Raw genomic sequence first — 24,125 nt, forward strand, 5'->3', positions numbered from 1 at the left:
TGGCAAGGCCAACCATTGCGCACCATTATGGTGCTGACGGGGCTGGTTTGCCCTGAAGCGGGGCGGCAGAGTGTGCATCTGCTTGAGCGATTCAGGGGCAAGCAGCGGTTTTGCGGCCTTGTTGGCACATGGCATGCTTAATGCTTTGTCTGGCCCGTTAGCCACCGGGCACGAGTAGTTCGTTGATTTCCCGAGTACAGAAACCCTAGGAGAATCCAATGGCGGTTGCCAATGTTCTGAAGATGATCGAGGACAATGAAGTTCGCTTTGTTGATCTGCGTTTTACTGACACCCGTGGCAAGGAGCAGCATGTTTCGGTGCCCTCGCATGTGGTGGATGAAGAGTGGTTCGAGCACGGCCATGCGTTTGATGGTTCGTCGATTGCTGGCTGGAAGGGCATTCAGGCTTCCGACATGCTGTTGTTGCCCGATGCATCGACTGCGGCCATGGACCCGTTCTATGACGAGCCCACCCTGTTCCTGACCTGTGACGTTGTGGACCCCACCGATGGCAAGGGCTATGACCGTGACCCACGTTCCATCGCCAAGCGTGGCGAGGCTTATCTGAAGGCTTCCGGCCTTGGCGACACCGCCTTTTTTGGCCCGGAACCTGAATTCTTTATTTTCGATGGCGTGACCTGGGGTGCCGACATGAGCGGCTGCCACGTCAAGATCAAGTCGGAAGAAGCTGCCTGGTCGTCTTCTGAAGACTACGATTCCGGCAATACCGGCCATCGTCCAAGCGTCAAGGGCGGCTATTTCCCGGTTGCGCCGGTAGACAGCTTCCAGGACATCCGTTCGGCCATGGTGCTGGCGCTGGAAGAGCTGGGTATCCCGGTTGAAGTGCATCACCACGAAGTGGCCACCGCCGGCCAGAACGAAATCGGTACCAAGTTCAGCACGCTGGTACAGCGCGCAGACTGGACTCAGCGCCTGAAGTACGTGGTACACAACGTGGCTCACCAGTACGGCAAGACCGCTACCTTCATGCCCAAGCCTATCGTGGGTGATAACGGCTCTGGCATGCACGTTCACCAGTCGATCTGGAAGGATGGCAAGAACCTGTTTGCCGGTAACGGTTACGCTGGCATGTCCGAGTTCGCCCTGTACTACATCGGCGGTATCATCAAGCACGCCAAGGCCCTGAACGCCATTACCAACCCTGGCACCAACTCGTACAAGCGTCTGGTACCTGGTTTTGAAGCGCCGGTTATGCTGGCTTACTCGGCCAAGAACCGTTCGGCGTCGATCCGCATCCCTTATGTTGCCAGCGACAAGGCGCGTCGTATCGAAGCCCGCTTCCCCGATCCACTGGCTAACCCCTACCTGGCCTTCACCGCCCTGATGATGGCGGGTCTGGACGGTGTACAGAACAAGATTCACCCTGGTGATCCTGCCGACAAGAATCTGTACGACCTGCCACCTGAAGAAGACAAGAAGATTCCGAAGGTGTGCCATAGCCTGGAGCAGGCTCTGGAAGCCTTGGATCAGGATCGTGAATTCCTGACCCGTGGTGGTGTGTTCTCGAATGACTGGATTGATTCCTACATCGAGCTGAAGATGGAAGAAGTCAACCGCTTCCGCATGACGACTCACCCGGTCGAATTCGCCATGTACTACAGCCTGTAAGCATTGCCAGGTTGTTTTATCTGGGTAAGTGACAAAACGGACGATCAGCTGATCGTCCGTTTTGTTTTGGGCAGGCAACTTCGCAAGGCGCTGTTGAGGTTTTGTTCCCGGTCGCACCGGGTCGTCAATGCGGTTGCGGACGCAAATCCGGTGCAAGGTTTCCCCGAAAATCAAACATCTACAGTGCCGAGAACCTCTGCGTTGAGCCCCTGTCGGAGTAGCTTGGCAAGCCGGTGAAGGACCGCGTGCTATTATCGAAGAGATCTGTTCGTAACGACATTGTCCTATGGAATTCCTTTATTTGCTGACACCCACTCGCCCGGCGATGCTGACCGAAGGCCCGACAGAGGCCGAGTCGGCCGCAGTCGGGCGCCATTTTGCTTATCTGCAGCAGCTGGAAGCAGCGGGCAGCCTGATTCTGGCGGGCCGTACCACTGAAAATACCCAGCACACCATCGGCCTGGCGATTTTCAATGCCAAGGACGAGGCGGCCGCCAGAGCCATCATGCTTGCCGACCCTGCTGTTGTGGCAGGGGTGATGCAAGCCGAGTTGCGACCCTATCGTGTGGCCCTGTGCTGCCAAGCCAATATCGTCCGTGCCAAGGAGTCTGCTGCATGAAGCACCTGCCATTGTTTGCCTTGCTGGGTGGCATGATCAGCGGTATGGCCCAGGCGGAGATCTACAAGTATGTCGATTCCGAAGGCCGGGTGACGTATTCAAATATGCCCATCCGTGGCGCCAAGAAGCTCGACCTGGGGCCGGCACAAGTGATTTCCTCACCCCGTCGGGGCGAAGGTGGCGGAAACCCGTCCAGCGCCTCCCGATCGCCAACCCCCAGCGATTTCCCGAAAGTGGACACCAGTACCCAGAAACAGCGCGACCAGGGCCGCCGCAAGATTCTTGAGGATGAAATGCGTTCCGAGCAACAGTTGCTTGATACCGCGCGCAAGGCTCTGAGCGAGGGGGAACAGGTAAGAACCGGCGAGGAACGCAACAACTATCAGAAATACCTCGATCGGGTGGCGAATCTGCGGAATGAAGTCACCTTGCACGAAAAAAACATCCAGGCCCTGAACAAGGAAATTTCCAATCTTAAATAACACGCACTGATTTGGTGCGTGCTGGTCGGGTTTTATGGGCTGAGCAAGCGTGAGGAGGTAATGCGGGCCTGTTTTGGTTGGTAAGTGGCTGGTTAATAAAGGGGTTTTCATGCTTGTGGCGGATGGTCCATAAATTGCTTGGTGCCCTTCAATTGAACTTTGGCCAATATGCCCATGAATGCCTCAGCTTATTGCGGCCTGGAACTGCTTGAAACCGCCGTTGTGGTGCTCGACCGCAGCATGGTCGTGCGTTACCTCAATCCGGCCGCAGAGACCTTGTTTGAACTGAATCTCCGGGATGTCGAGGGCAGACCGCTTTCGCATTGCTTTAATGAGCCGCAGGAAGTCCTGGCCGCGGTCGATGCGGCTGACCATCGCAATGTCAGCGTCACAGAGCACGATGTGGCCATCGCACTGAGGCTGGGGGCCACCATTCATGTCAGCTTCACCGTCAAGACCATCGACTCCCCTGCCGCGCTGACGGTGCTCGAATTCCGTCATACCGATCAGCAACTGAAGATCGTCAATGAAGAGCGACTGCTGGTGCAGCAGCAGGCTAATCGCCAACTGATTCGCAATCTCGCCCACGAGATCAAAAATCCACTCGGGGGGATTCGTGGCGCTGCGCAGTTGCTGGAGCGCGAACTGAACTCTCCGGTGCTGAGCGAATACACCCAGGTGATTCGCGACGAGACCGATCGCCTGCAAAGCCTGCTGGATCGTCTGCTGACCCCGCATCGGCTGCCGCAGGTGGCCGAACTTAATATCCACGAAGTCCTGGAGCGCGTGCGCTCGCTGATGCTGGCTGAAGTCCCGAACGGACTGGCGGTACGGCGTGATTACGACACCAGCCTGCCTACCCTGATTGGTGACAAGGAGCAGCTGATCCAGGCGGTCCTCAACATCGTCCGTAATGCCGTGCAGGCCATGCATGGGGCGGGTGAAGTGATTTTGCGCACCCGGATTGCCCGTCAGGTCACCATCAATCGCCAGCGCCAGCCATTGGCCCTGCAAGTGCAGATCATCGACAACGGCCCTGGCATACCCGAGCATATTCGCGATCAGGTGTTCTACCCGCTGGTATCGGGCCGACCGGGGGGAACGGGTATTGGCCTGCACCTGGCGCATACCTTTGTCCTGCAACACAACGGCGCCATCGATTTTGAATCCGTACCCGGCCGCACCGTCTTTACCCTGTTGTTGCCCCTGAATGGCTGGGCTGTCCGGCCAGATGCCGATTCCGCCAAATAAACCAAAGAGCCGCCATGAAACCAATCTGGATCATCGATGATGACCGTTCGATACGCTGGGTATTTGAAAAAGCGCTAGGTCGGGAGGGAATTGCCTTCAAGACTTTCGCCTCGGCCACCGAGGCGCTGGACCGGATGCAGTCCGAGTTGCCTCAGGTGGTGGTCAGCGATATTCGCATGCCAGGGGAGTCGGGCCTGGATTTCCTGCAGAAAGTTAAAAATGCCCACCCAAGCCTGCCGGTGATCATCATGACGGCCCATTCTGATCTGGAAAGCGCCGTGGCAGCGTTTCAGGGCGGGGCTTTCGAGTATCTGCCCAAGCCTTTCGATGTGGATCAGGCGGTCGACCTGATCCGGCGGGCGATGGAAGAAAGCCGCCGGCAGGAAGCTCCCGAAGAGCCGGCGCTGACCGCTCCGGAGATACTTGGCCAGGCGCCCGCGATGCAGGATGTGTTCCGGGCGATTGGTCGCCTGAGCCAATCGGCGGCGACGGTGTTGATCACGGGCGAGTCTGGTGCGGGCAAGGAATTGGTGGCGCGGGCGTTGCATCGTCATAGCCCACGATCAGCGAGGCCGTTTGTTGCCATCAATACTGCGGCGATTCCCAAAGATCTGCTGGAGTCGGAATTGTTTGGCCATGAGCGCGGCTCGTTCACCGGGGCACAGCAGCAGCGGCAGGGAAGATTCGAACAGGCGGAGGGTGGCACGCTGTTTCTGGATGAAATCGGCGATATGCCCGCAGAGTTGCAGACCCGCCTGTTGCGCGTGCTGTCCGACGGCTTCTATTACCGCGTTGGTGGCCATTCGCCGATCAAGGCCAATGTGCGAGTCATCGCGGCAACCCATCAGAATCTGGATGAGCGGGTGCGGCAGGGTTTGTTCCGTGAGGATCTGTTTCACCGGCTCAATGTCATTCGATTGCGTTTACCGCCGTTGCGCGAACGCCGGGAAGACATCCCCCTGCTGGCTCGCCATTTCCTGCAGCGCAGTGCTCAGGAGCTGGGCGGTGAAACCAAACGTTTATCCGAAAATGCCATGCGTCATCTGGCTGGTTTTGATTTTCCCGGCAATGTGCGGCAGCTGGAAAACCTCTGCCACTGGATTTCGGTCATGGCGCCTGGCCAGAACGTCGAGGTCGCGGATTTGCCGCCCGAGTTGCGCGGTGACATGCCAGCGGCGATGCCGATGGAAGGGGACTGGATGCAGCTGCTGGCCGATGAAGTTGATCGCCGCTTGCGTGCCGGCGAAACCGGGGTGATAGATGATCTGTCGCGACGCTTTGAAAAGACGCTGATCCTGCGGGCCTTGGCCTGTACGGGTGGCAAACGCATTGAGGCTGCAGAGAAGCTCGGCCTGGGCCGTAATACGTTGACCCGTAAGATTCAGGAACTGGATCTGGAAAAGGAAATTGGCGGGGACTGACGGATGGCCGCCCTGCTGCCGGTCGGAAACGCCCGCAGGCAGTGCCTGCGGAGCGATGTATTGGCAAGAGCTTGGCGGGTCGTGACGGGTTGCCTGAGCGGCTGGCAACGGTGCCTACAGCGTGCCGCGCGTGGCCAGAACGGCGGCGGCCATCGGGCTGCCCAGTCCGGCGCTGTGGGCGAGCTGCCGCAATAGGCTCAGGATTTGTCTTTCCGTTCGTTGAAAGCGTCGTGACAAGGCTTCCAGCGGTAGTCCATCCAGCACATAGCACAACAGGTCGAAATGGTTACGTGGCAGGCTGGCAGCAAACTGCTGTGCCTCGACGATGCCCGGTACCACGGCGCCGAAACAATGGGCAGCACCCACTGCAACGTTCATCTGCCTGATCAGTTCTTCTCCGCGAGGCAGATTGTCTTGGTCGGTCGCCAGGGTGAGCACCAGCCTGGTGCCATCCGGATTACGGATCGGCACGTCGATGCCTGAGCGAATCCCCTTGCTGCTGAACAGTTCCCATAGGTCGGACGCGCCTTCCCGCCAATAGAGCGTCTGCCCCCAGATGACCGGCGCAGGGTTGGGCGCACGCACCAGTCGGGCCACAGGATCGCGTTCAACCATGCCTGGTTCACCAACACCATCCCAGCCTTGTGGAAAGTTGTGCCAGACCGTTGTCGGCAGCCCCTTCTCGGGGGCATGGCCAACGGCCAGTGCGTAGGTTTCGAATCCTGCGTGATCGGCAATCTGGCGCAGCAGGGTGCGTATCTCTCGCTCACTCTTGGCGGAGGCCAGTTCGGCAAGGAAGTTACTCATTCCAACCCTCGGTCTGATTAAACGACAGGAAACGGCCCTTCTTGCTGGGGCGCAATGACCTTGGTTCGTGTCGTTGTACGGTTCGCGGGTCGGACATCCCCATGCGTCTGACCCGGTTCTGTTTCGGTTGTCTGCCCGGCCCCGCCGATCACCTGCTCCAGCTGGTCATCGCTCAGGACTTCTGGCAGTTGAGTGCTCAGTTTCATTTGGCTGTAATCTCCATAAGGCTAGGAATGGGGGAGGACTCGCTCGCGGACGCTACCGCCAGAAGCTGAGACAGCATGGTCTGAATGGCATCCGGACATAAATCGACAGCGTACTCATTATTGCCGCCCGGTAATACCCGGCCAAATTCGCCCAACGTCGAGTGCTCCAGTGCAGCGTACACCACCGGCACATGGGAGCGCACCCGCATCCGTACCCGCTTGACGAAGATTTCAGCGGCTTTGCTGATAAATGGGCTGCCTTCAATCACGATGGCATCCAGTCCGCTACCCGCCGCAGCAATCAGATCGTCATGCTTGGTGTGACTGCTGACGACATAACCACAGGCCCCAAGAGTCGCAGCGATGCTGGCAAGCCAGTCTTCATTCAAGGAAAACAGGCGCACAGCCTGCTGGCGGGTGGGCAAGGGGCGGGCTGAGGTTTCCAGCAGACTGGTGACGGCATAGCCGACGCCCAGTGTTGGCAAATTGCGCGTGCCGACAAACCAGCGCCCTTCATGCCAGCGGGCGATCAGATCTCCTTGTGCGACATTCAGGGCATCGAGTTTGCCACCAAGTGCGAAGCGGCAGCTATAGGCCCGGCCGTTGCAGAGCAGGATGCCGGTTTCGATTTGCCGGCCGACGCGGGCGGGATTGATGGCATCTGCAGCGGGGAGTTTGCACGCGGCGGCGATGCGATCGAGTAATTCGAGCGTGACGGGCGTCTGCTTGCTGAGCATGCGCGACAGAGATGAGCGCGATGGTTGATGTCCAAGGCGTTCGGCCAGCCAGCTGGCGGCCCCCTGACCTGGCTTGAGGTAGGCTTTCGCCGCATTGTCTACCTGCAGCGCCAGTGCCTCCTGGCTACTGACGGGCGCTGCATATTTTTCTTCATATCTACCCATGCTCACCTCGATTGGAGAAGAGTGGGCAATCTAGCACGTAGTCAAAATTACTGACAATTGCTAAATGCAGGACACCAGAATACCAATGGTATTGATGCTAATCCGCGCTCCAGCCTCATCTTGGTGTGTTCAGGAAATTTTATTTTTTTCAGGTGATTAACTGAAATTGATGATGCAGTGCAGTAAATTGCTTGGTCAGGCTGGGTGGGGCTTTGGCTTCTGCAAGCGTAATGATCGAGTTTGCTGTCGTTCTGCGCAGGCGGGTGGGAAGGAATCGTCGGGACTCAAGGCGGCGTGGGCGTTGTTGACCTCCTATTTCCGGATCGCATTTCGCCGGATCGGGGCTGGGGCATGGTGTCGTCAGACGGCGCTCATTCAGCTCGCCAAACCGCTCATGCTCTGCCTCACGCAGCCCCAAAACTCGGCCCGGTGTGGCCGGAAACAAAACATCAACAGCGTCCAAGGCCCAAAATCAGCCGATGGCTTGCATGTTCGAGATGGGGTGGCCTTGCGGGCCAGGCGGGGGTTGAAGTCTTGGGTATGACCCTGTGTTGGGGCTTCCGTGCACTGCCTGAGGAGGGGGCATTGCTCGCACCTGCGTTTTAGGCGGGTGCGGCGGCAGCACTACACCATGGTAAAGATCTTGGCGAAGTTGGCGACATCCAGCACCGAGCGGACCGTGCCTTTGCAGTTGATCAGTTTCACCGAGCGGCCATGCATGCGTTCGTTGAGCAACAGCAACATGCCCAGTGCCGCGCTATCCATGTAATCGACTTTCTCGAAGTCAATTTCGAGTTCGGTGACGTTGTGGTTATCCACGACTTCATTGGTGGCCCGCTTGAATTCACGATGACCCTCAAACGTAAAGTGGCCATCCAGCTTGATGGTTGCCTTATTCCCCTGAATTGCGGAAAGCGCCTGCATGATCAACTCCGTCTACGGTCGGTTTGCTTACAGTCTAGGCGATTTCCGCAAATCTGCTGGCGTCTTCAGCTGTCGCTCTCCGGTTTGGCCACCGTGCGGATCATCAGCAAGCCCGGGATTGCAATGACCGTACAGAGCAGGAAGAACATGGGCCAGCCGGTCTGCAGCGAGATCCAGCCGGTTGGGGCGGCAAACAGCACCCTGGGGATGCCCATCAGACTGGAAAGCAGTGCGTATTGGGTTGCGGTGAAGCGCTTGTCGGTCAACGCCCCCATAAAGGCGACAAACGCGGCCGTGCCCATGCCGCTGGTCAGGTTTTCGACGGTAATCACACCAACCAAGGCCTCCCGGCTATGGCCGATGTTGGCCAGAATGGCAAAACCCAAGGTTGATACCATCTGCCCCAAACCAAACCACCACAAGGACTGGCGGATTCCGAGACGCAGAATCAGCAGCCCGCCCAAGGTGCCGCCAACGATGGTGGCCCAGCTCCCAAACAGCTTCACCACTGCGCCGATTTCGGTCTTGCTGAAACCCAGGCCCAGATAGAACGGTGTGGTGATGGCACCGGCCATGGTGTCGCCAAGTTTGTAGAGCAGGATGAAAATCAGGATCAGCCAGGCGCCTTCCCGCTCGAAATATTGCCGCAGCGGCTCGACCACTGCGCCACGCAGTGTGCTGGGTGTGCCGTGCGGCACGGGCGGTTCTGGCGCAATCAGGGTGGTGATGAGGCCCACCAGCATGGCGGCCGCCAGCACCGTATAGACCGCCGAGAATGGCATATGGTCAGCCAGGATCAGCCCTCCCCCGCCCGCCAGCAGCATGCCGATGCGATAGCCGTTGACGTACATCGACGCCCCCAGCCCCAGTTCGCGGTCGGCCAGGTCTTCGCGGCGGTAGGCGTCCACCACAATATCCTGTGTGGCCGAGCAAAAGGCCACCAACAGGGCCATGCTGGCGGTCAGCCAGGGGTTGCTCGCCGGATCGGTGTTGCCAAGCATCACCAGGCTGCTAAGTACCGCCAGCTGGGCCAGCAGCAGCCAGCCACGACGTCTGCCCAGAAATGGCGGAATGAAGCGATCCAGCAGCGGTGCCCACAGGAATTTCAGGGTATAGGGCAACCCGACCAGTGACATCAGGCTGATCTCCGCCAGAGAGACTTTGGCATCGGTCATCCAGGCTTGCAGCAGCGAGCCCGTCAGCAGTAGCGGCAAGCCACTGGAAAAGCCCATCAGCAACGACACCCAGATTGGCCGGGAAGCCAGTACGGTCCAGATGGAAGGCTTAGCCAGCATGGTCGTAGTCCACGATCAAGGGCGCATGGTCGGAGAATTTCTGGTCTTTATAGATGCTGGCCATGCGAGCCTTCTGAGCGATTCCGGGCGTAGCCAGCTGATAGTCGATGCGCCAGCCCACATCCTTCGCATACGCCTGGCCTCGATTCGACCACCAGGTGTAGCCCGGAGCTTCCGGATAAAGGGTACGCCAGGTATCGACCCAACCCAGCCCCAGAACGTCGGTCAGCCAGGCGCGTTCTTCCGGCAGGAAGCCGGAATTCTTGAGGTTGCCTTTCCAGTTTTTCAGGTCGATTGGCTGGTGTGCGATATTCCAGTCGCCACACAGGATGATTTCGCGTTGTTCGGCCAGTAGCTGCTGCAGCATTGGCATGAAGCGTTCCATGAAGCTGAACTTGATCTGCTGGCGTTCTTCCGAGCTGGAGCCTGACGGCAAATACAGCGATACCACCGATAAAGGGCCAAAATCGGCGCGCAGATAGCGGCCTTCGGCGTCGATGTCTGCAATGCCCAAACCGGTTACGACCCGGTCTGGTTCGCGCCGACAGTAGATGCCTACGCCGCTGTAGCCCTTTTTCTCTGCGGGGTGAAAGAAACCGTGATAGCCCGTGGGGGCGAGCATTTCCGGGCTGAGGTCCGGCAACTGGGCTTTCAGCTCCTGCAGACAGACCACGTCAGCCTGGCTGTTGGCTAGCCATTCCAGAAAACCCTTGTTGGCGGCAGAACGAATTCCATTGAGGTTGGCAGAAACGATGCGCATCGGCACTTCCTTGCGGTCGGCAAAAAACGCCAATGATATGCTATTGCCTGTCCCATCCACTTTTTCGAGGGTAATCCATGTCGAATTTCCGCGCCCAATTCATCGAATTTGCCGTCAAGGCAAATGTCTTGTGCTTTGGTGAGTTCAAAACCAAGGCCGGTCGGCTATCTCCCTACTTTTTCAATGCCGGTTTGTTCAATGATGGCGCGGCAATTGGCCGATTGTCGGATTTTTACGCCGAAGCAGCCTTGGCATCGGGAATTCAGTTCGACATGGTGTTCGGACCGGCCTACAAAGGAATTGTGTTAGGCGCCGCCACGGCGTTGCGCTTAGCCGAAAAAGGTCACAATGTGCCCTTCGCTTATAACCGAAAGGAAGCAAAAGATCATGGCGAGGGTGGCACGCTGGTTGGGGCGCCTCTCAAGGGCCGGGTGCTGATCATCGACGACGTGATTTCTGCCGGGACTGCTGTGCGCGAGTCGATTGAGTTGATTCGCAAAAATGGCGCCACACCGGCTGGCGTGCTGATTGCATTGGATCGGATGGAGCGGGGACAGGGGCACCTGTCGGCAGTACAGGAAGTGACAGCAGAGTACGGGATTCCAGTGGCCAGCATTGCCTCGCTGGAGGATCTGATGGGGTTTCTGGCGAAGCAGCCGGATATGGAACAAAATTTGCAAGCTGCTCAGGTTTACCGCGAGCAGTACGGGGTCCGCAATGAATAGAAGCATCCCGGCATGTTTGGTAACACTGGCCCTATTGTTGGGAGCGGGCGTTGCCCATGCCGAAAAACTGTATAAATGGGTCGATGAGCACGGCAAGATCCAGTACAGCGACAAACCACCTTTGCAGCAAACGCCCAAAGGCACGTCCGAACTGAACAAGCAAGGCCTGACGATACGCAAGAACGAGGGTTATCAGGAAGACGACCCGAAAGGCAAGGAAGCGGAACGCGCCAGGCTACGTGAAGAGCAGGAACGCCTGCGACGCGACAAGGCGCTGGTCAATACCTTCAGCAATACCAAGGAAATCGACATTATCCGCGACCGCAATATCGAGCAGCTGGAAGCGGCGATTGCGTCGAACAAATTGCGGCAGCAGGCAGCCGATAAACGCCTGGGGGAATATCGCAAGCAGCAGGAGCGTTATGCCCGGAAGAAGCAGGCTTCGCCAGCCGATCTGCTGACCGACATCGAAAATACCGAGCGTGAAATCAAAACGCTGGAGCAGACGATTGTGCAGAAGCAGGGCGAGATTGAGGTCGTCAAACAAAAGGCTGAAGTAGATAAAAAGCGCCTGGTTGAACTGCGCGGCGCTGCGGCTGCCAAATAGTCTGGGTGTTTGCGGGGCGTTCGAGGTTGAGCTAACCCTTAGCAATCTGAAGAAAAATGGCGATTGTGTGGAATGCACAATCGCCATTTTTTTTGGCGTCAGGAAACGTCCAGAACCTAGGGCAAGGGATATCCAAACCGGCCCAGTAGCTGTGCGGTCTCAAACAAAGGTAGGCCGATGACGCCGGAGAAGCTGCCTTCGATACGCTCGATAAACATTGCTGCCTTGCCCTGGGCACCGTAGCTGCCGGCCTTGTCCATCGGCTCACCCGTGGCGACGTAAGCCGCAATGGCCTCGGTGCCAAGTTGGGCGAAATGCACGAGGCTCACCGATACGGCACACTCAACCCGCTCGCCATCGCTGATTGCAACGGCGGTGAGCACCTCATGCTGTCGGCCAGACAACTGTGCCAGAACGGCTTCTGCTTCGGCTGCCGTGGCGGGCTTGCCGAGGATCTGGTCGTCCAGTGCGACCGTGGTATCTGCCGCCAGCACCAGCCGCGACGGCAACCCTTGTTGTTGCAGGGTGAGAAAGCCTGCTGCGGCCTTGGCTCGGGCCAGTCGTTCAACATACAGATGAGCGGGTTCGGCAGGTTGGGCGGTTTCATCCACCTCGCCGTTGATCAATTCATAAGGTACGCCGATCTGCTTGAGCAGTTCGCGCCGACGTGGGCTGGTAGAGGCCAGATAGATCAGGGGTTTTTCCATGCGACAGCTTACTCGCGGTGATAGGGATGGCCTTGGTTGACGGTGACCGCACGGTAGAGCTGCTCGGCCAGTAATACCCGCACCATGCCATGCGGTAGCGTCAAGGCGGAGAGTTGTACCAGCTCGTCGGCGTGTTGTTTCACATCCGGGTGCAGGCCATCTGCGCCCCCGATGACGAAAGCGACGTCGTGGCCATCTTGCTGCCAGCGCTTGAGCTTTTCTGCGAGCTTGAGCGTGGTCCAGGCCGCGCCGCGTTCATCCAGAATGATTTTGCGGCACCCGGAGGGAAGCGCAGCCAGAATGCGGTCGCGCTCGGTTTCCATGGCTTTTTCAACGCTGGAGCCGCTGCGCTGACCCGGCTTGAGTTCGGTCAGCTCGATACTGGCTTCGCGCGGCATGCGCTTGCTGTATTCCTTGAAGCCGATTTCCACCCAGTCCGGCATCTTGTGGCCGACGGCAACGATATGCAGTTTCACTTGCTAGACGACTCAGGCTTGCCAGGGGCGAGGGCCGGGTGCGCTGACGGGCTTCTGTCCCCCCCAGAGCTGCTCCAGATTGTAGTAGTCGCGCACCGGCGGCAGCATGACGTGTACGACCAGATTGCCAAAATCTACCAGTACCCATTCGCCGTACATCTCGCCTTCCATGCCGACGACGTGTGCACCGGCTTCCTTCAGCTTCTCGCGCACATTGTTGGCGAGGGCTTTAACCTGCCGGTTCGAATCGCCGCTGGCGACGATCATGCATTCGAACAGGGGGCTGAGCTTGCTGGTATCCATTACCAGAATGTCCTTGGCTTTGACGTCTTCCAGAGCGTCAACGGCCAGGGCGCGCATTTGATCAATAGTCAGTTGTGGTGTGTCGTTCATATTTGATAAAGGTGGTGCCGCTCGATGTATTCGAGAACCGGGTCAGGCAATAGATAACGAACGGATCGCCCGGCGGCCAGATCGGCGCGCAGGCGAGTGGACGAGATGGCGAGCGGCGTGGTTGACAAAAAGGTAATTCTACCGGGCACAGGTGCTACAGGTATAGCCGATTCGTCGGAGAGTTTTGGTTGTACCGCTGCAAGTAGCTGGTCCGGCGCTGTTTTTTGCCAGGATTCGAGGTCGAAGCCGGGGCGGACCGCAACTGCCAGATGCGCGAGGTCGAGTAGCTCCTGCCAGCACTTCCAGCGATGCAGACTGAGGAAGGCGTCGGCGCCAACCAACCAGGCGAGAGGGGTACCCGGTGGTAGTTCCGCCTTCAACTCGCCGAGGGTGTCGATGGTGTAGCAATAACCACGACGATGCACTTCGCGCGGGTCGGCCATCAGGCGCGGATTACCGGCGATGGCGGCTTCCACCATCGCCAGCCGTTGTTCGGCTGGGGTGGCGGGGCTATTGCGATGCGGTGGCTCACCTGTCGGGATCAGTCGAACCTGTGATAGCCCGAAGGCTTCGGCAAATTCTTCGGCCACGCGCAGATGGGCTTGATGGATGGGGTCAAAGGTGCCGCCATAAACTCCGACGGCCGCAGGATGGGGGCTGCTCAGCATGAGTGAGGTCGTGCAAAAACGCCGTGGCCTGACCAATGGTTGGCGGCTGGCTGGGTTGAATGAGTAGGAATGGGTCGGGCAGAAACGGCACTGCCGCCCGAAGGCGGCAGTGTAGCGGGGACGGGCAAGGCATGGATATGTGGTCACGCCCTTTCGAAGCGGCGCACCATCTTGCGTAGGGATTGGGCGGTAGATGCGAGCTGATCTGCCGCATTGGCGACGCGCTGTACATTGTTGGTGCTGGCTTCGATCAGCCGCGCCATGCTGTCGATGCTGCCGGAGACATCCGCCGAGGCTGACGATTGCTGGCGCAGGGTCTGCGCAATCTGCCCGGTCATTTCGGTGGTGTGATTGGCGGCCCGCAGCACTTCCTGCAGGCTGCGGTTGCTGGCCTGGATCAGTTCGGTGCCGCGCTCGACTTCTTCGGCTGCGGTATCCATGGTCATCACCGTAGCGTCGGTGACCAGCTTGATGTTGGTAACGTTGTTGGTGATGTCGAGCGTGCTGGCGCGGGTGCGTTCGGCCAGCTTGCGGACTTCATCGGCGACCACGGCAAAGCCACGGCCTTGTTCGCCGGCGCGGGCGGCTTCGATGGCGGCGTTGAGGGCCAGCAGGTTGGTCTGGTCGGCGATTTCCTTGATGGCGATGGTGATGTCGCCGATCCGCTGCACGGCGGCATTGAGGTCGAGGATTGCATTGCGTGACTCGCTGACCACATCCACGATGCGGCGGGTCGAGTCCATGCTTTGCTGCATCTGGCTTTCCCCGGTGTGGACAATCTCCTGTGTCTTGGCAGCGCTCTCGGCGGTGGCCTGCGTGTTCTCGCTGATCTCGGTGACGGCATGGGTCATGTCTTCAACGGCAGCGCTGACGCCCCGGGCCCGGTCTGTCTGTTCGCGTGATTGCTGCGAAAGATCTTTGACCGCATCGGCAAGCCCATCGGCGTGGTCTGCAATGGATTCCGAGGCTTCGATGACGTCGTTGACCAGGGTGCTCAAGCCTTTGGCCAGCGACTGGACGTGCTGCATGATTTCGCCAAATTCGTCGGAAGCGTCGATATTCAGGCGCAGATTGAATTGCCCCTGCTCGATCCGTTTCAGACTGCGATCAATCTTGTCGATACTCTGTTTGGCGCGGGTCACCCAGAATCCACCACCTAACAATGCGGCCAGCACGCCGATCAGCGCCAGGGTCCACACGACGCCATCCGATGCCTTGTTGACGGCAGCAATGGCCATTGCCAGGTAGATGATGGCCAGGAAAACGAATGCCAGATAAGCGCGCAGGGAGAATGAGAGCTTTTGCATGGTTCCACCAATTGAGTCAGAAGGATCGACCTGCCATGCAGGCGTGCACGGGACGCACCGCCTGTCTATCGTTGGTTTCGGTTTGGGTGCCGGCGGCACCGGGTTGGTAGCGGCCTGTGACAGCGACACGAATCCAATATAGGTGGTGGTTGTGGCAACGTCCAAGACGTCAGGGGTGGGAAGTAGACTTTTTTTTGGAGGTGGCTTCGGGAGCCTGTTGAGGCCGCAATTTCCGGGGAAGCCCGATCTGAAGAGCCACATTAAACCGGGCCAGTCCCAGCGGTCGCCCCAGCGCCGGGGCGACCGGACACGCTTACCAGCGCGAGTAATGATCTTCGGTGACGCCCAGTAGTTGCTGGACCGGGACCGGATCGGCATCGGGACTGCGCTTGACCCAGCCATTGAATACCCCGATTGGCTGCACGTAGCGGCTGGCGGCAATCAGCAGATCGCGATTTTCCTGGCGTAGCCCTTCTGCTTCAAACCGCAGATCGAGCAGGCCATCGGCGGTGCGGATGTGCCAGGGTTGCAGGGGGCGGGTGTGGTCGAATTCAAACTGGGCGCCAGCCAGCGGTATCAGTTCGCCATCCAGCCACAAGGCGTTTTCGTGATCGCCGAAATAACCGGACTGAAGATTGAATCCGACATGCTGGCCGTGGGCACAGGCCCAGCGCCAGCTGGTGTGGCGCGGCAGCAAGCCGTTGGAGTGATCCAGGCTGCCCAGTGTGTGATCCAGGCTCAGTCGGTCCTGGCCCATTTGTACGTAGCCTGATCCGTGCAGCGCCGCTGACTTGTGGGTGGAGTGAACGCTACCGCCGGTTACCGGGCCCACTGCCAGCAGCCAGGGGGCGGCGTTGCTGCCATCCAGCTCTGCTTCCAGCCGGAAGCCTGATCCATCTTCGGCCAGAATGGTCCAGCGTTCGTTGCCGGCATAGCCAAAGCGCACCAGCTTTTTGCCCTGGCGGAATTGTTGGGGGGTGTCCGGCAGGTTGGCCAGCTGGGCGTTGAGGCCCGGCAGGCCGGTTAGTGACATGCCACCGCAGACCTGTCGCCTGTGGCGATCGAACACGTAGACAAAAGCGGCGCCAGCCCAGCCGGTATCGACGACGGCGCAACCGATAAAGCAGTGCGCGTTGCCAAAACCGGCGTATAGCCAGCGCTTGTGATGCAGACGGCGCCAAAGAGGCCCGCGTTGCCAGCTACCGCGTAACGCCGACCAGTCTGCGGCACCGCCCCGGCCGGCGAAGCGCCCGCACAGCGGGGTGCCATCGGTAGCCAGCAGCTGTGCTGGCGCAGGAGGCAGTAATGACTTAGCTTCGAACATGCCCATCGCCCAATACCACCCATTTCTGGCTTGTCAGCCCTTGCAGGCCCACCGGGCCACGTGCGTGAATCTTGTCGGTTGAAATACCGATTTCCGCGCCCAGCCCGTATTCAAAACCATCGGCAAAACGGGTGGATGCGTTGACCATGACCGAGGCGGAATCGACTTCGCGCAGAAAGCGTCGGGCCCGGCTGTAGTTTTCGGTGACGATGGCATCGGTGTGATGCGAGCCATAGTGGTTGATATGGCTGATGGCTTCTTCCATGCCGGGCACGATGCGGATCGACAGGATCGGTGCCAGATACTCGGTGTGCCAGTCTGTCTCGGTGGCGACCGCGACATCCTGAAAGCCGGCTTCCTGCAGCAGGGCGCGAGAGGCCGCGCAGGCGCGCAGTTCTACCCGTTTTTCGGTGTAGATGCGGCCGAGCAAGGGCAGTACTTTGGGCGCCATGGCTTGCGCCACCAGCAGCGTTTCCATGGTGTTGCAGGTGCCGTAGCGATGGGTTTTGGCGTTGTCGGCAATGCGTACGGCTTTGTCCAGGTCGGCATCGTCGTCGATATACACATGGCAGACGCCATCCAGATGTTTGATGACGGGCACTCTCGCTTCGCGGGAGATCCGCTCGATCAGACCCTTGCCGCCACGTGGAACAATCACATCAACGTATTCCGGCATCGTGATCAGCTCGCCGACGGCGCTGCGGTCGGTGGTTTCGATGACCTGCACGGCCAGCTCCGGCAGACCGGCGCGGGCCAGACCTTCTCGTACACATTCGGCAATCGCCTGATTGGCCCGGACCGCTTCGGAGCCCCCGCGCAGGATCGCCGCATTGCCAGATTTGAGGCAGAGACCTGCAGCATCGGCGGTGACATTCGGACGGGCCTCGTAAATGATGCCGACCACCCCCAGCGGTACACGCATCTTGCCGACCTGAATGCCGGATGGGCGGTAGCTGAAGTCATCCATTTCGCCAATCGGGTCGGGCAGCTTGGCAATCTGGCGCAGCCCTTCGGCCATGGCAGCAACGCCTTTAGGGGTGAGTGCCAGGCGGTCGAGCAGTGCGGGTTCCAGCCCGGCTGCCTCGGCGGCTTTCATATCGGAGGCATTGGCGGCGAGCAGCCGTTCGGCTTCGCGCTCAATTGCGATGGCGATGGCTTCGAGCGCGGCATTCTTGGCGCCACTATCGGCTTTGGCCATGGCCCGGGAAGCCTGCCGCGCGGCGCGACCGACCCCCTGCATGTATTCCTTGATATCCATTGCGGTACTCCCGTGCTGTGTTCGGTAGGGAGGCGGTGTGTGCCAACGGCCCTGGTTTTGCTGCCAACGCCGGCGGGTGCTCCCCTTTCCTGATCGATTCTAAACCGATTACCGGCGCTTGGCCCCGTTCAGTCGGTGGATTGCGCAGCCGGGCGGACGCTGGCCGGTGTCGCGGCCGCCTGCTGGCTGGTGGCCTTGAAATCGCCAGCGAAGACCTGGGTCAGTTGCCGGGGGTCGATATGTTTTCGGATGGCTGCGTTGACGTCCTCGACGGTCAGTGACTGCAGCCTCTGCTCGTAGTCTACTAGCCATTGCAAATTTCTATCGAGTTCGTCGTATTGATTGAGTGTGCTGGCCAGGTTGGCATCGTCCGCCAGATCCAGACGGAGGGTCTGGATGGTGCCGCTGCGCGCTTCAATCAGCTCTTCGGGGCTAATGCCATCGCGAACAAAGCGTTGCAACTCTTCCTGAACGGCCTGTTCCAGCCGTTGCCGGTTTTCCGGGGCAAAACTGGCAAGCAGACTCAGATAGCCTATCGGATCGGTGCTTGAAACGCTCAAAGTGGCCCATGCACTGTAGCTGATGCCTTCCTGATTACGCAGACGCTCGGGGATGCGGGCGTTGAGCTGGCCACCGCCCAGAACATAGTAGGCCAGCGTCAGCGCCGGGTAGTCGGGGGCGCTATCGGATAACGGCATGGCGAGGCTGGCGACATAGCTGGCGTTGGCGCGGTCTGGCGTTTGCAGGGTCAATGAGGTGGCAGCCTGGCGCGGAAAAGCTTCGCTCAGCCGCTCGTAGGGGGTGGGTGCCTGCCAGTTGCCGAACAGCTCACCAACCAGCGTTTGCGTCGTCGCGACGTCGTAGTCCCCCACCAGAGCCAGTTCGGCATGGCTGGTGCCATAGTGACGGCGATGGAACTGGCGGATGTCGGCGGGTTTGACGGCTTTCAGCTCGGCAATCCGCTCTTCGAAGCTGCGGCTATAGCGCAGATCGCCTTTGGGCTGCACATTGTAGTGTCGCAACAAGGCCATATCGGCAACGCTATCGGGCTGACTGCGAGCACTTTCTATCTGGGCCAGCCGCTCGGCGACCAGTTGTTGCAGTTCGACCGGACGGAGGGTGGGTTGCCGCAGCAGCTGGTTCACCAGTCTTAGCATGGCTGGCAGATGGTTGCGCTCGGTCGAGAAGCGCACGGTCAGGGTCTGCTCACCTTCGCTGATGTCGAGCGTGGAACGCAGGGCGTCGAGCTGCTGCTGCAGATTCTGCGCCTTGGGACCGTGGCTGCCGCGTGTCAGCAGGTCTGCGGTCAGGTTGGCAATTTCCCGCTGACCAAACAGGCTTTTGTCGTTGCCATAGTGCAAGGTGAGTGACCCGGTGACCGACTGGCCTCGGCTCTGTTTGGGGAGTAGCGAGAGCCGCATGCCATTGGTGAGCCGGTGGCGCTGGATACGTGCCTCGATGGTGGCCGGGCTGGCATCGAACGCCTCGCCATCCGGCATGGCGGGGCGCCCCTGGTAGTCGGCCAGCAGCTTGTCCAGATCCGGCGCTTCTTCGCTGAAGGCCGTCTGAGTCTGTTTACGTGGCAGAAATCGGCCGAATGTACGGTTTGATTCGATCAGATAACGATCGGCGACCCGCTGAAGATCGGCGGGCGTGGCAGCTTCGATCTGATCGCGAAACTTGAACAATAATCGCCAGTCGCCCTGGGCGATGGCGTCGGACAGACCGATGCCAAGATCCACCGGGCTTTTCAGCATCTTGTCGAAACTGTTCTGCCAGCCTGCCTTGGCACGATCCAGCTCGGCTTTGCTGATCGGGTAGCGTCGGGTGTGCTCCAACACCTGCAATATCCGTGGCTTGATCAGGTCCAGCCGGGCGTCGCGGCTCAGTTCCACGGTAAAGCTGGTATAGCCAGGGTCGGCCAGATGTGCGGCCCAGTGACCAAGCCCCACCAGTTTGCCAGTGCTGATCAGCGCCTGGTGCAGGCGGCCGTCGGGGCTGTCGGCCAGCACGCGATTCAGTAATTCGATGGCGGCAGAATCGGGATGGCTGCCAGGGACCGTGTGATAGATCAGTCCAAGCAGCTGGTTGTCGCCCGTGCGCTCGACCACGACTTCGCGTGCGCCATCCTGTACCGGCTCACGGGTAGGGATGGGCGGCAGTGCCTGATCCGGCTTGGCCAGCGGGCCAAAATACTGCTGGGTCCAGGTAATGGCCTTGGCGGTGTCGAAGCGGCCAGCGATGGTCAGCACGGCGTTGTCTGGGCGGTAAAAGCGCTGATAGAACGCACGCAGACGGGGGATATCAACGCGCTCCACATCTGAGCGTGCGCCGATTGTCGATTTGCCGTAGTTGTGCCACTGATAGGCGCTGCTGAGCATTCGGTCCTGCAGCACGGTGTAAGGATTGTTCTCACCACGCTCCATCTCGTTGCGGACGATACTCATCTCGCTATCGAGGTCCGCCTTGGCGATGAACGCATTGACCATGCGATCGGCTTCCATGCGCAAGGCCCATTCCAGATTGGCATCCGATGCCGGGAATACCTCGAAATAGTTGGTGCGGTCGAAAAAGGTTGTGGCGTTCGACTGCATGCCCCGCTTCGAGTACTCAAGATCCAGCTTGGGAATGGCAGGCGTGCCCCGGAACAGCAGATGTTCCAGCAGATGAGCCATGCCGGTTTCGCCATAGCTTTCATGCTTCGAGCCGACCCGGTAGGTCAGATTGACGACGGCGCTGGCGCTGGCAGCAGACGGGGCAAGTACCAGCCGCAAGCCGTTGGCGAGCCGGTATTCGCGGAGTCCTTCAACGCTCGCGGCCTGGGTGACCCCGGCAGGCAGCGCATCGCTTGCCAGCGCTGGTGGGTCCGGCAGCAGGCCGATACACAGTGCCAGCATGGTCGCCTGATAGCGGCGGCGCGGTTGCGGCGTGGCGAAGGGTGGGTTTTCCGGGGTGGCGTGAAGCGGTAGCAACTGTCGCCGGAAGTGGGCGATAGCTTGTTGAATCATGAGAAGAAATCGTGCAGCGGCAAAGGTTGCGATTATGCGGCATTTGCCTCTGGCCGGTGGTGCTGCCTGCAAAACATTTCGACCATGGCAGCGGGCGCCGATGGGCTTCGGTTTGGTTGGCCTTACTCGCTGCCGGCAGCAGTCTGGGCGGTGTTGTGCAGCAGCTTGTCCAGCAAGTGGCTGAGTTGGCTGATTTCTTCCAGCGTCAGATTCAGGGTGGTGAACAGGGCTTGTGGTACGGCGACGGCTTTTTCCTTCAAGGCTTTGCCGGCATCAGTCAGGCAGACTCGCACTTCCCGTTCGTTTTCAATCCGGCGTTGTCTTTGCAGGAGCCCGGCCTGCTCCATGCGCTTGAGCAGAGGGGTCAAGGTGCCGGAGTCCAGCTGCAGGCGTTCGCCTATCCGCTTGACGGTCAGGCTGTCTTCTTCCCATAAAACCAGCATTGCCAGATATTGCGGGTAGGTGAGCCCCAACTCTGCCAGCAGTGGCTGGTAGCAGCGGGTCATGGAGCGGGAGGCGGCGTACAGCCTGAAACACAGCTGTACGTCGAGTTTTAGCCAGTCGGCGGCATCTTGCATGGTGTTTGTCACTAGTGGAAAACCCGGCCAAATGGCCGGGCGCCGGTTTTACCTGACGCTCACGGCAACGTCAATGTTGCCGCGCGTGGCATGCGAATAGGGGCAGACCTGGGTATGAGCTGTTTCGGTCAGTGCTTCGGCCACCGAGCGTTCCAGTCCTGGCAACGAGACTTCCAGTGCCACGGTCAGGCCAAAGCCGCCGGCTGCGCGCGGGCCTACGCCAACGGTGGCGGTTACGGCTGATTGATCAATCTTGATGCCCTGGCTACGTGCTACGTGGCGGATCGCCGACTCAAAACAGGCAGCGTAACCGGCTGCAAACAGCTGTTCGGGGTTGGTGGCTTCGCCGCCAGGACCGCCCAGCGCCTTGGGCAGGGCCAGACGTACGTCCAGATTGCCGTCGTTAGACTTGATCGAGCCTTCGCGGCCGCCGGTTGCGGTGACTTGTGCGGTGTAGAGAACTTGTACGGACATGATGTGCTCCTTGTTGGTGACTGCGTTGCGATGGATGAATAGTAGCTAACAAATAAATTGTGTGCAATATATTTGTGAAAAATATTTCTCGGGAGGGGCGTGATTTCCGTGTGGTCGTGGCTTTCGGTAAAGTGTAGGGCCCGGTTGCGCGGTACCTGATCGGCCCTTTGGCTGATGGCTTGGCCTGTGGCTGAGTCCGTCATGGGGCATGGATTTTCCTTTGATCCGGCGTGATTTTGCTGTGAATGGAATGCCCGCTGCGCCGGGCCGGAAGGAGAACCCGGCGTGAAAAATTGGAAATTCATGGGCTTACCTTTGGGCAACTTGGCAAATTTTTCCTACAACGAAGAGTGTTGCCAGTCCTGATCCGGTTTGATGCCGCAAGCCGGTGCCTAGGTAACCCCGTGCACGTTTGGGATGACTGGATTTCTCAGGTTCTTGTAGACGTTCTGCCTTGCGGGCGCCGTGCAGCGTGCCGGCGACGTGCAGTGCTGTCCTGGCGAGCCTGATCTACCAACAAGAAGCCATTAACTGCTTCGAGGTCGTAACGCATGAATGGGCCGCTCCGACTTTTGCTGGTTGATGATGAACAGCCGGCGTTGAATCGTCTTCAAGATGTGCTGGCAGATTGTGCTGCCGAGGTACCCCATCAGGTGGTGGCCTGTGCATCGAATGCCTGGGAGGCACTGGAATGGCTGAGTGGGCATCGTGCTGACATTGCTTTGCTGGATATCAACATGCCCGGGATGAGCGGCCTGGAACTGGCCCGCCATTTCACCCGCCTGACCCACCCCCCGGCCGTGATCTTCACAACCGCCTACGATCAACACGCGATTGAAGCGTTCGAGGTCCATGCGGTGGACTATTTGCTGAAGCCGATCCGACAGGAGCGGCTGACCGCTGCGTTGCAGCGGGCGCATCGTTTGCTGCCGCCGGTAGCCGAGGCTTTGGCACGGGTTGATAGCAAGGCCCGGCAGTATCTGAGCGTGTCAGAGCGCGGGCGTGTGCGGCTGATCCCGGTGGCGCAGGTCTGCTATCTGAAAGCCGAGCTGAAATATGTGACGGTGCGGACCGCCGATGCCGAATATTTGCTGGAAGAGTCGCTGACGCATCTGGAAGCCGAGTTTGGTGACAAACTGGTGCGTATTCACCGCAATTGTCTGGTGGCGCGCTCGGCGTTGGTGGGTTTTGAGAAGGCCGTCGGGGTGGATGGCGAAGTGCACTGGCATGCCATCCTCAAGAACTTGCCCGACAAGCTGGCGGTGAGCCGCCGCCAGCAGCATGTGATCCGTGAAATCAAGAAAGGTGAGGCGGCGCTGTAGCCGACCGATTGGGCGTTGCCGGCAGGTTCTGCAGGAAGCGCCTGAAGCGGCGGGCTGCTTCGGCAGGTTGTTCCACCATTGGCAAATGTCCGCAGTCTGGAATGACTTCCACCACGCTCTGGCGAATGCCTGCCTGGAACAGCGGAATGCTGGAGGGATCGACCACCTTGTCGCGGTCCCCCCACATGATCAGGGTGGGCACAGTGATTCGCGACAGCCGGTTCTCCAGCCAGTCGCGTGGCCCGAAGATTTCTTCGAAAATTCTGGCCTGTCCATCCCGCATTTTCATTTGCCGCTCGGCATAGTGTTCGCGCATGAACCCCGGTATGAACGGCTCCACGTGAAACACCAGCTGGAAGATTTTATCAACGTCTTCCCGCTTGCTGACCAGCAGCAGATTCTTGCCTGCCATTGCCGAGTGATAAAACGGGCTCTTCACCGGCATATCCACCCCGGCTGCATCAAACAGGCCAAGGCTGCTGAGCTGGTCGGGATACCTGACCGCAAACTCTGCTGCGATATAGCCGCCCATCGAGTTGCCGACCAGATGAAAGCGTTGTATGCCCAGCTTATCGACCAGGGCTTTGAGCCGCGCCACTTGTGACTGCAGGCCGTAATGCTGAGTCGGCTGATAACCGGTTGCGCCAAAGCCGGGCAGATCGGGAGCAATGATCCGGTAGTCGTGATCCAGCTGACGGGCAAAGCGCGTCCAGTTATCGGCATCGGCGCCAAAGCCATGCAATAGCAGCAAAACGGGTTTGTCTGAAGCCTCGTTGTCGAGGTAATGCACCACATGGCCGTCCACTTCGATCTGCTTGGGGTGCAGATCAGACAGCCAGCGCTCAGTTCCAATGGCCAGATCGGCCCAGTGCGGTCGGCTGGCCACCGCTCCACAACCCAGCATCGCGGCCATCACCAGCGTAATCAGCAAGCTTTTTTTCATGGCACTCCCTCAGGTAGGCGGTCTATTGTAGGCGCTGTTG

Annotated in this window: 25 protein-coding genes; 8 read left to right on the forward strand and 17 right to left on the reverse strand. The window is 59.3% G+C overall.

The genetic code is table 11. The features are described from left to right. Positions 1-218 precede the first annotated feature (218 nt). From glnA to ntrC, 5 genes are all read left to right on the forward strand, one after another. Positions 219-1,628: a glutamate--ammonia ligase gene (gene glnA, locus PZA18_RS01215; RefSeq protein ID WP_284098939.1), complete on the forward strand. Its 1,410-nt coding sequence runs from the start codon at positions 219-221 to the stop codon at positions 1,626-1,628. A gap of 286 nt (positions 1,629-1,914) precedes the next feature. Further along, positions 1,915-2,247, forward strand: coding sequence for a YciI family protein (locus PZA18_RS01220; RefSeq protein WP_284098940.1), 333 nt, complete (start codon positions 1,915-1,917; stop codon positions 2,245-2,247). Beyond that, positions 2,244-2,729 carry a DUF4124 domain-containing protein gene (locus PZA18_RS01225; RefSeq protein ID WP_284098941.1) on the forward strand — a complete coding sequence of 162 codons (486 nt, stop codon included), beginning with the start codon at positions 2,244-2,246 and terminating at the stop codon, positions 2,727-2,729. Before PZA18_RS01220 ends, PZA18_RS01225 begins: the two co-directional genes overlap by 4 nt. Positions 2,730-2,903: 174 nt before the next feature. Further along, positions 2,904-3,980: a nitrogen regulation protein NR(II) gene (gene glnL, locus PZA18_RS01230; RefSeq protein WP_284098942.1), complete on the forward strand. Its 1,077-nt coding sequence runs from the start codon at positions 2,904-2,906 to the stop codon at positions 3,978-3,980. A 14-nt stretch (positions 3,981-3,994) separates the two neighbouring features. Beyond that, positions 3,995-5,401 (forward strand): nitrogen regulation protein NR(I), encoded by a 1,407-nt coding sequence (gene ntrC, locus PZA18_RS01235; RefSeq protein ID WP_284098943.1) that lies wholly within the window; start codon positions 3,995-3,997, stop codon positions 5,399-5,401. A 114-nt stretch (positions 5,402-5,515) separates the two neighbouring features. Here ntrC and PZA18_RS01240 read toward each other — a convergent pair whose 3' ends face one another. The 6 genes from PZA18_RS01240 to PZA18_RS01265 form a co-directional block, all read right to left on the reverse strand. Beyond that, the gene (locus PZA18_RS01240) at positions 5,516-6,208 is read right to left on the reverse strand and encodes an autoinducer binding domain-containing protein (RefSeq protein WP_284098944.1); all 693 of its coding nucleotides are present in this window, start codon (positions 6,206-6,208) and stop codon (positions 5,516-5,518) included. Positions 6,209-6,225: 17 nt separating this feature from the next. Then, positions 6,226-6,414 carry a hypothetical protein gene (locus PZA18_RS01245; RefSeq protein WP_284098945.1) on the reverse strand — a complete coding sequence of 63 codons (189 nt, stop codon included), beginning with the start codon at positions 6,412-6,414 and terminating at the stop codon, positions 6,226-6,228. Continuing rightward, on the reverse strand, positions 6,411-7,316 hold the full coding sequence (locus tag PZA18_RS01250) for a helix-turn-helix domain-containing protein (RefSeq protein WP_284098946.1): 906 nt from the start codon (positions 7,314-7,316) through the stop codon (positions 6,411-6,413). The genes PZA18_RS01245 and PZA18_RS01250 overlap by 4 nt, the downstream gene beginning before the upstream one ends. 624 nt (positions 7,317-7,940) lie before the next feature. Then, entirely contained in the window at positions 7,941-8,240 is a 300-nt protein-coding gene (locus PZA18_RS01255) for an STAS domain-containing protein (protein WP_284098947.1), read from the reverse strand. A gap of 65 nt (positions 8,241-8,305) precedes the next feature. Further along, a complete protein-coding gene (locus PZA18_RS01260) occupies positions 8,306-9,535 on the reverse strand; it encodes an AmpG family muropeptide MFS transporter (RefSeq protein WP_284098948.1) in 1,230 nt (409 codons plus the stop codon). Continuing rightward, entirely contained in the window at positions 9,525-10,295 is a 771-nt protein-coding gene (locus PZA18_RS01265) for an exodeoxyribonuclease III (RefSeq protein WP_284098949.1), read from the reverse strand. Before PZA18_RS01265 ends, PZA18_RS01260 begins: the two co-directional genes overlap by 11 nt. 77 nt (positions 10,296-10,372) lie before the next feature. Between PZA18_RS01265 and pyrE the strand changes: the two genes are divergently transcribed. Next, positions 10,373-11,020 carry an orotate phosphoribosyltransferase gene (pyrE, locus tag PZA18_RS01270; RefSeq protein ID WP_284098950.1) on the forward strand — a complete coding sequence of 216 codons (648 nt, stop codon included), beginning with the start codon at positions 10,373-10,375 and terminating at the stop codon, positions 11,018-11,020. After that, positions 11,013-11,627, forward strand: a complete 615-nt coding sequence (locus tag PZA18_RS01275; RefSeq protein WP_284098951.1) for a DUF4124 domain-containing protein — start codon at positions 11,013-11,015, stop codon at positions 11,625-11,627. The genes pyrE and PZA18_RS01275 overlap by 8 nt, the downstream gene beginning before the upstream one ends. 116 nt (positions 11,628-11,743) lie before the next feature. Here PZA18_RS01275 and PZA18_RS01280 read toward each other — a convergent pair whose 3' ends face one another. From PZA18_RS01280 to PZA18_RS01325, 10 genes are all read right to left on the reverse strand, one after another. Then, a complete protein-coding gene (locus PZA18_RS01280) occupies positions 11,744-12,334 on the reverse strand; it encodes a Maf family protein (protein ID WP_284098952.1) in 591 nt (196 codons plus the stop codon). An 8-nt stretch (positions 12,335-12,342) separates the two neighbouring features. Further along, complete coding sequence (rlmH, locus tag PZA18_RS01285) at positions 12,343-12,810, reverse strand: 23S rRNA (pseudouridine(1915)-N(3))-methyltransferase RlmH (RefSeq protein ID WP_284098953.1); 468 nt, start codon at positions 12,808-12,810, stop codon at positions 12,343-12,345. A 12-nt stretch (positions 12,811-12,822) separates the two neighbouring features. Then, a complete protein-coding gene (gene rsfS, locus PZA18_RS01290) occupies positions 12,823-13,203 on the reverse strand; it encodes a ribosome silencing factor (protein WP_284098954.1) in 381 nt (126 codons plus the stop codon). Next, positions 13,200-13,871, reverse strand: coding sequence for a nicotinate-nucleotide adenylyltransferase (gene nadD / locus PZA18_RS01295; protein WP_284098955.1), 672 nt, complete (start codon positions 13,869-13,871; stop codon positions 13,200-13,202). Before nadD ends, rsfS begins: the two co-directional genes overlap by 4 nt. 143 nt (positions 13,872-14,014) lie before the next feature. Next, positions 14,015-15,178, reverse strand: coding sequence for a methyl-accepting chemotaxis protein (locus tag PZA18_RS01300; protein ID WP_284098956.1), 1,164 nt, complete (start codon positions 15,176-15,178; stop codon positions 14,015-14,017). A 313-nt stretch (positions 15,179-15,491) separates the two neighbouring features. Then, on the reverse strand, positions 15,492-16,502 hold the full coding sequence (locus PZA18_RS01305; protein ID WP_284098957.1) for a DUF2804 domain-containing protein: 1,011 nt from the start codon (positions 16,500-16,502) through the stop codon (positions 15,492-15,494). Next, entirely contained in the window at positions 16,489-17,760 is a 1,272-nt protein-coding gene (locus tag PZA18_RS01310) for a glutamate-5-semialdehyde dehydrogenase (protein ID WP_284098958.1), read from the reverse strand. The genes PZA18_RS01305 and PZA18_RS01310 overlap by 14 nt, the downstream gene beginning before the upstream one ends. Positions 17,761-17,888: 128 nt before the next feature. Then, the gene (locus PZA18_RS01315; RefSeq protein WP_284098959.1) at positions 17,889-20,768 is read right to left on the reverse strand and encodes a M16 family metallopeptidase; all 2,880 of its coding nucleotides are present in this window, start codon (positions 20,766-20,768) and stop codon (positions 17,889-17,891) included. A 122-nt stretch (positions 20,769-20,890) separates the two neighbouring features. Continuing rightward, positions 20,891-21,346 carry a MarR family winged helix-turn-helix transcriptional regulator gene (locus PZA18_RS01320; protein WP_284098960.1) on the reverse strand — a complete coding sequence of 152 codons (456 nt, stop codon included), beginning with the start codon at positions 21,344-21,346 and terminating at the stop codon, positions 20,891-20,893. Positions 21,347-21,394: 48 nt separating this feature from the next. Next, complete coding sequence (locus PZA18_RS01325) at positions 21,395-21,820, reverse strand: organic hydroperoxide resistance protein (RefSeq protein WP_284098961.1); 426 nt, start codon at positions 21,818-21,820, stop codon at positions 21,395-21,397. Positions 21,821-22,371: 551 nt separating this feature from the next. Between PZA18_RS01325 and PZA18_RS01330 the strand changes: the two genes are divergently transcribed. Further along, entirely contained in the window at positions 22,372-23,142 is a 771-nt protein-coding gene (locus PZA18_RS01330; RefSeq protein ID WP_284098962.1) for a LytR/AlgR family response regulator transcription factor, read from the forward strand. Here PZA18_RS01330 and PZA18_RS01335 read toward each other — a convergent pair. Further along, entirely contained in the window at positions 23,117-24,085 is a 969-nt protein-coding gene (locus PZA18_RS01335; protein ID WP_284098963.1) for an alpha/beta fold hydrolase, read from the reverse strand. The genes PZA18_RS01330 and PZA18_RS01335 overlap by 26 nt on opposite strands. Positions 24,086-24,125 lie beyond the last annotated feature (40 nt).

The organism is Parachitinimonas caeni (genome assembly GCF_030129945.1).
In the GTDB taxonomy this organism is placed as follows: Bacteria; Pseudomonadota; Gammaproteobacteria; order Burkholderiales; family Chitinimonadaceae; genus Parachitinimonas; species Parachitinimonas caeni.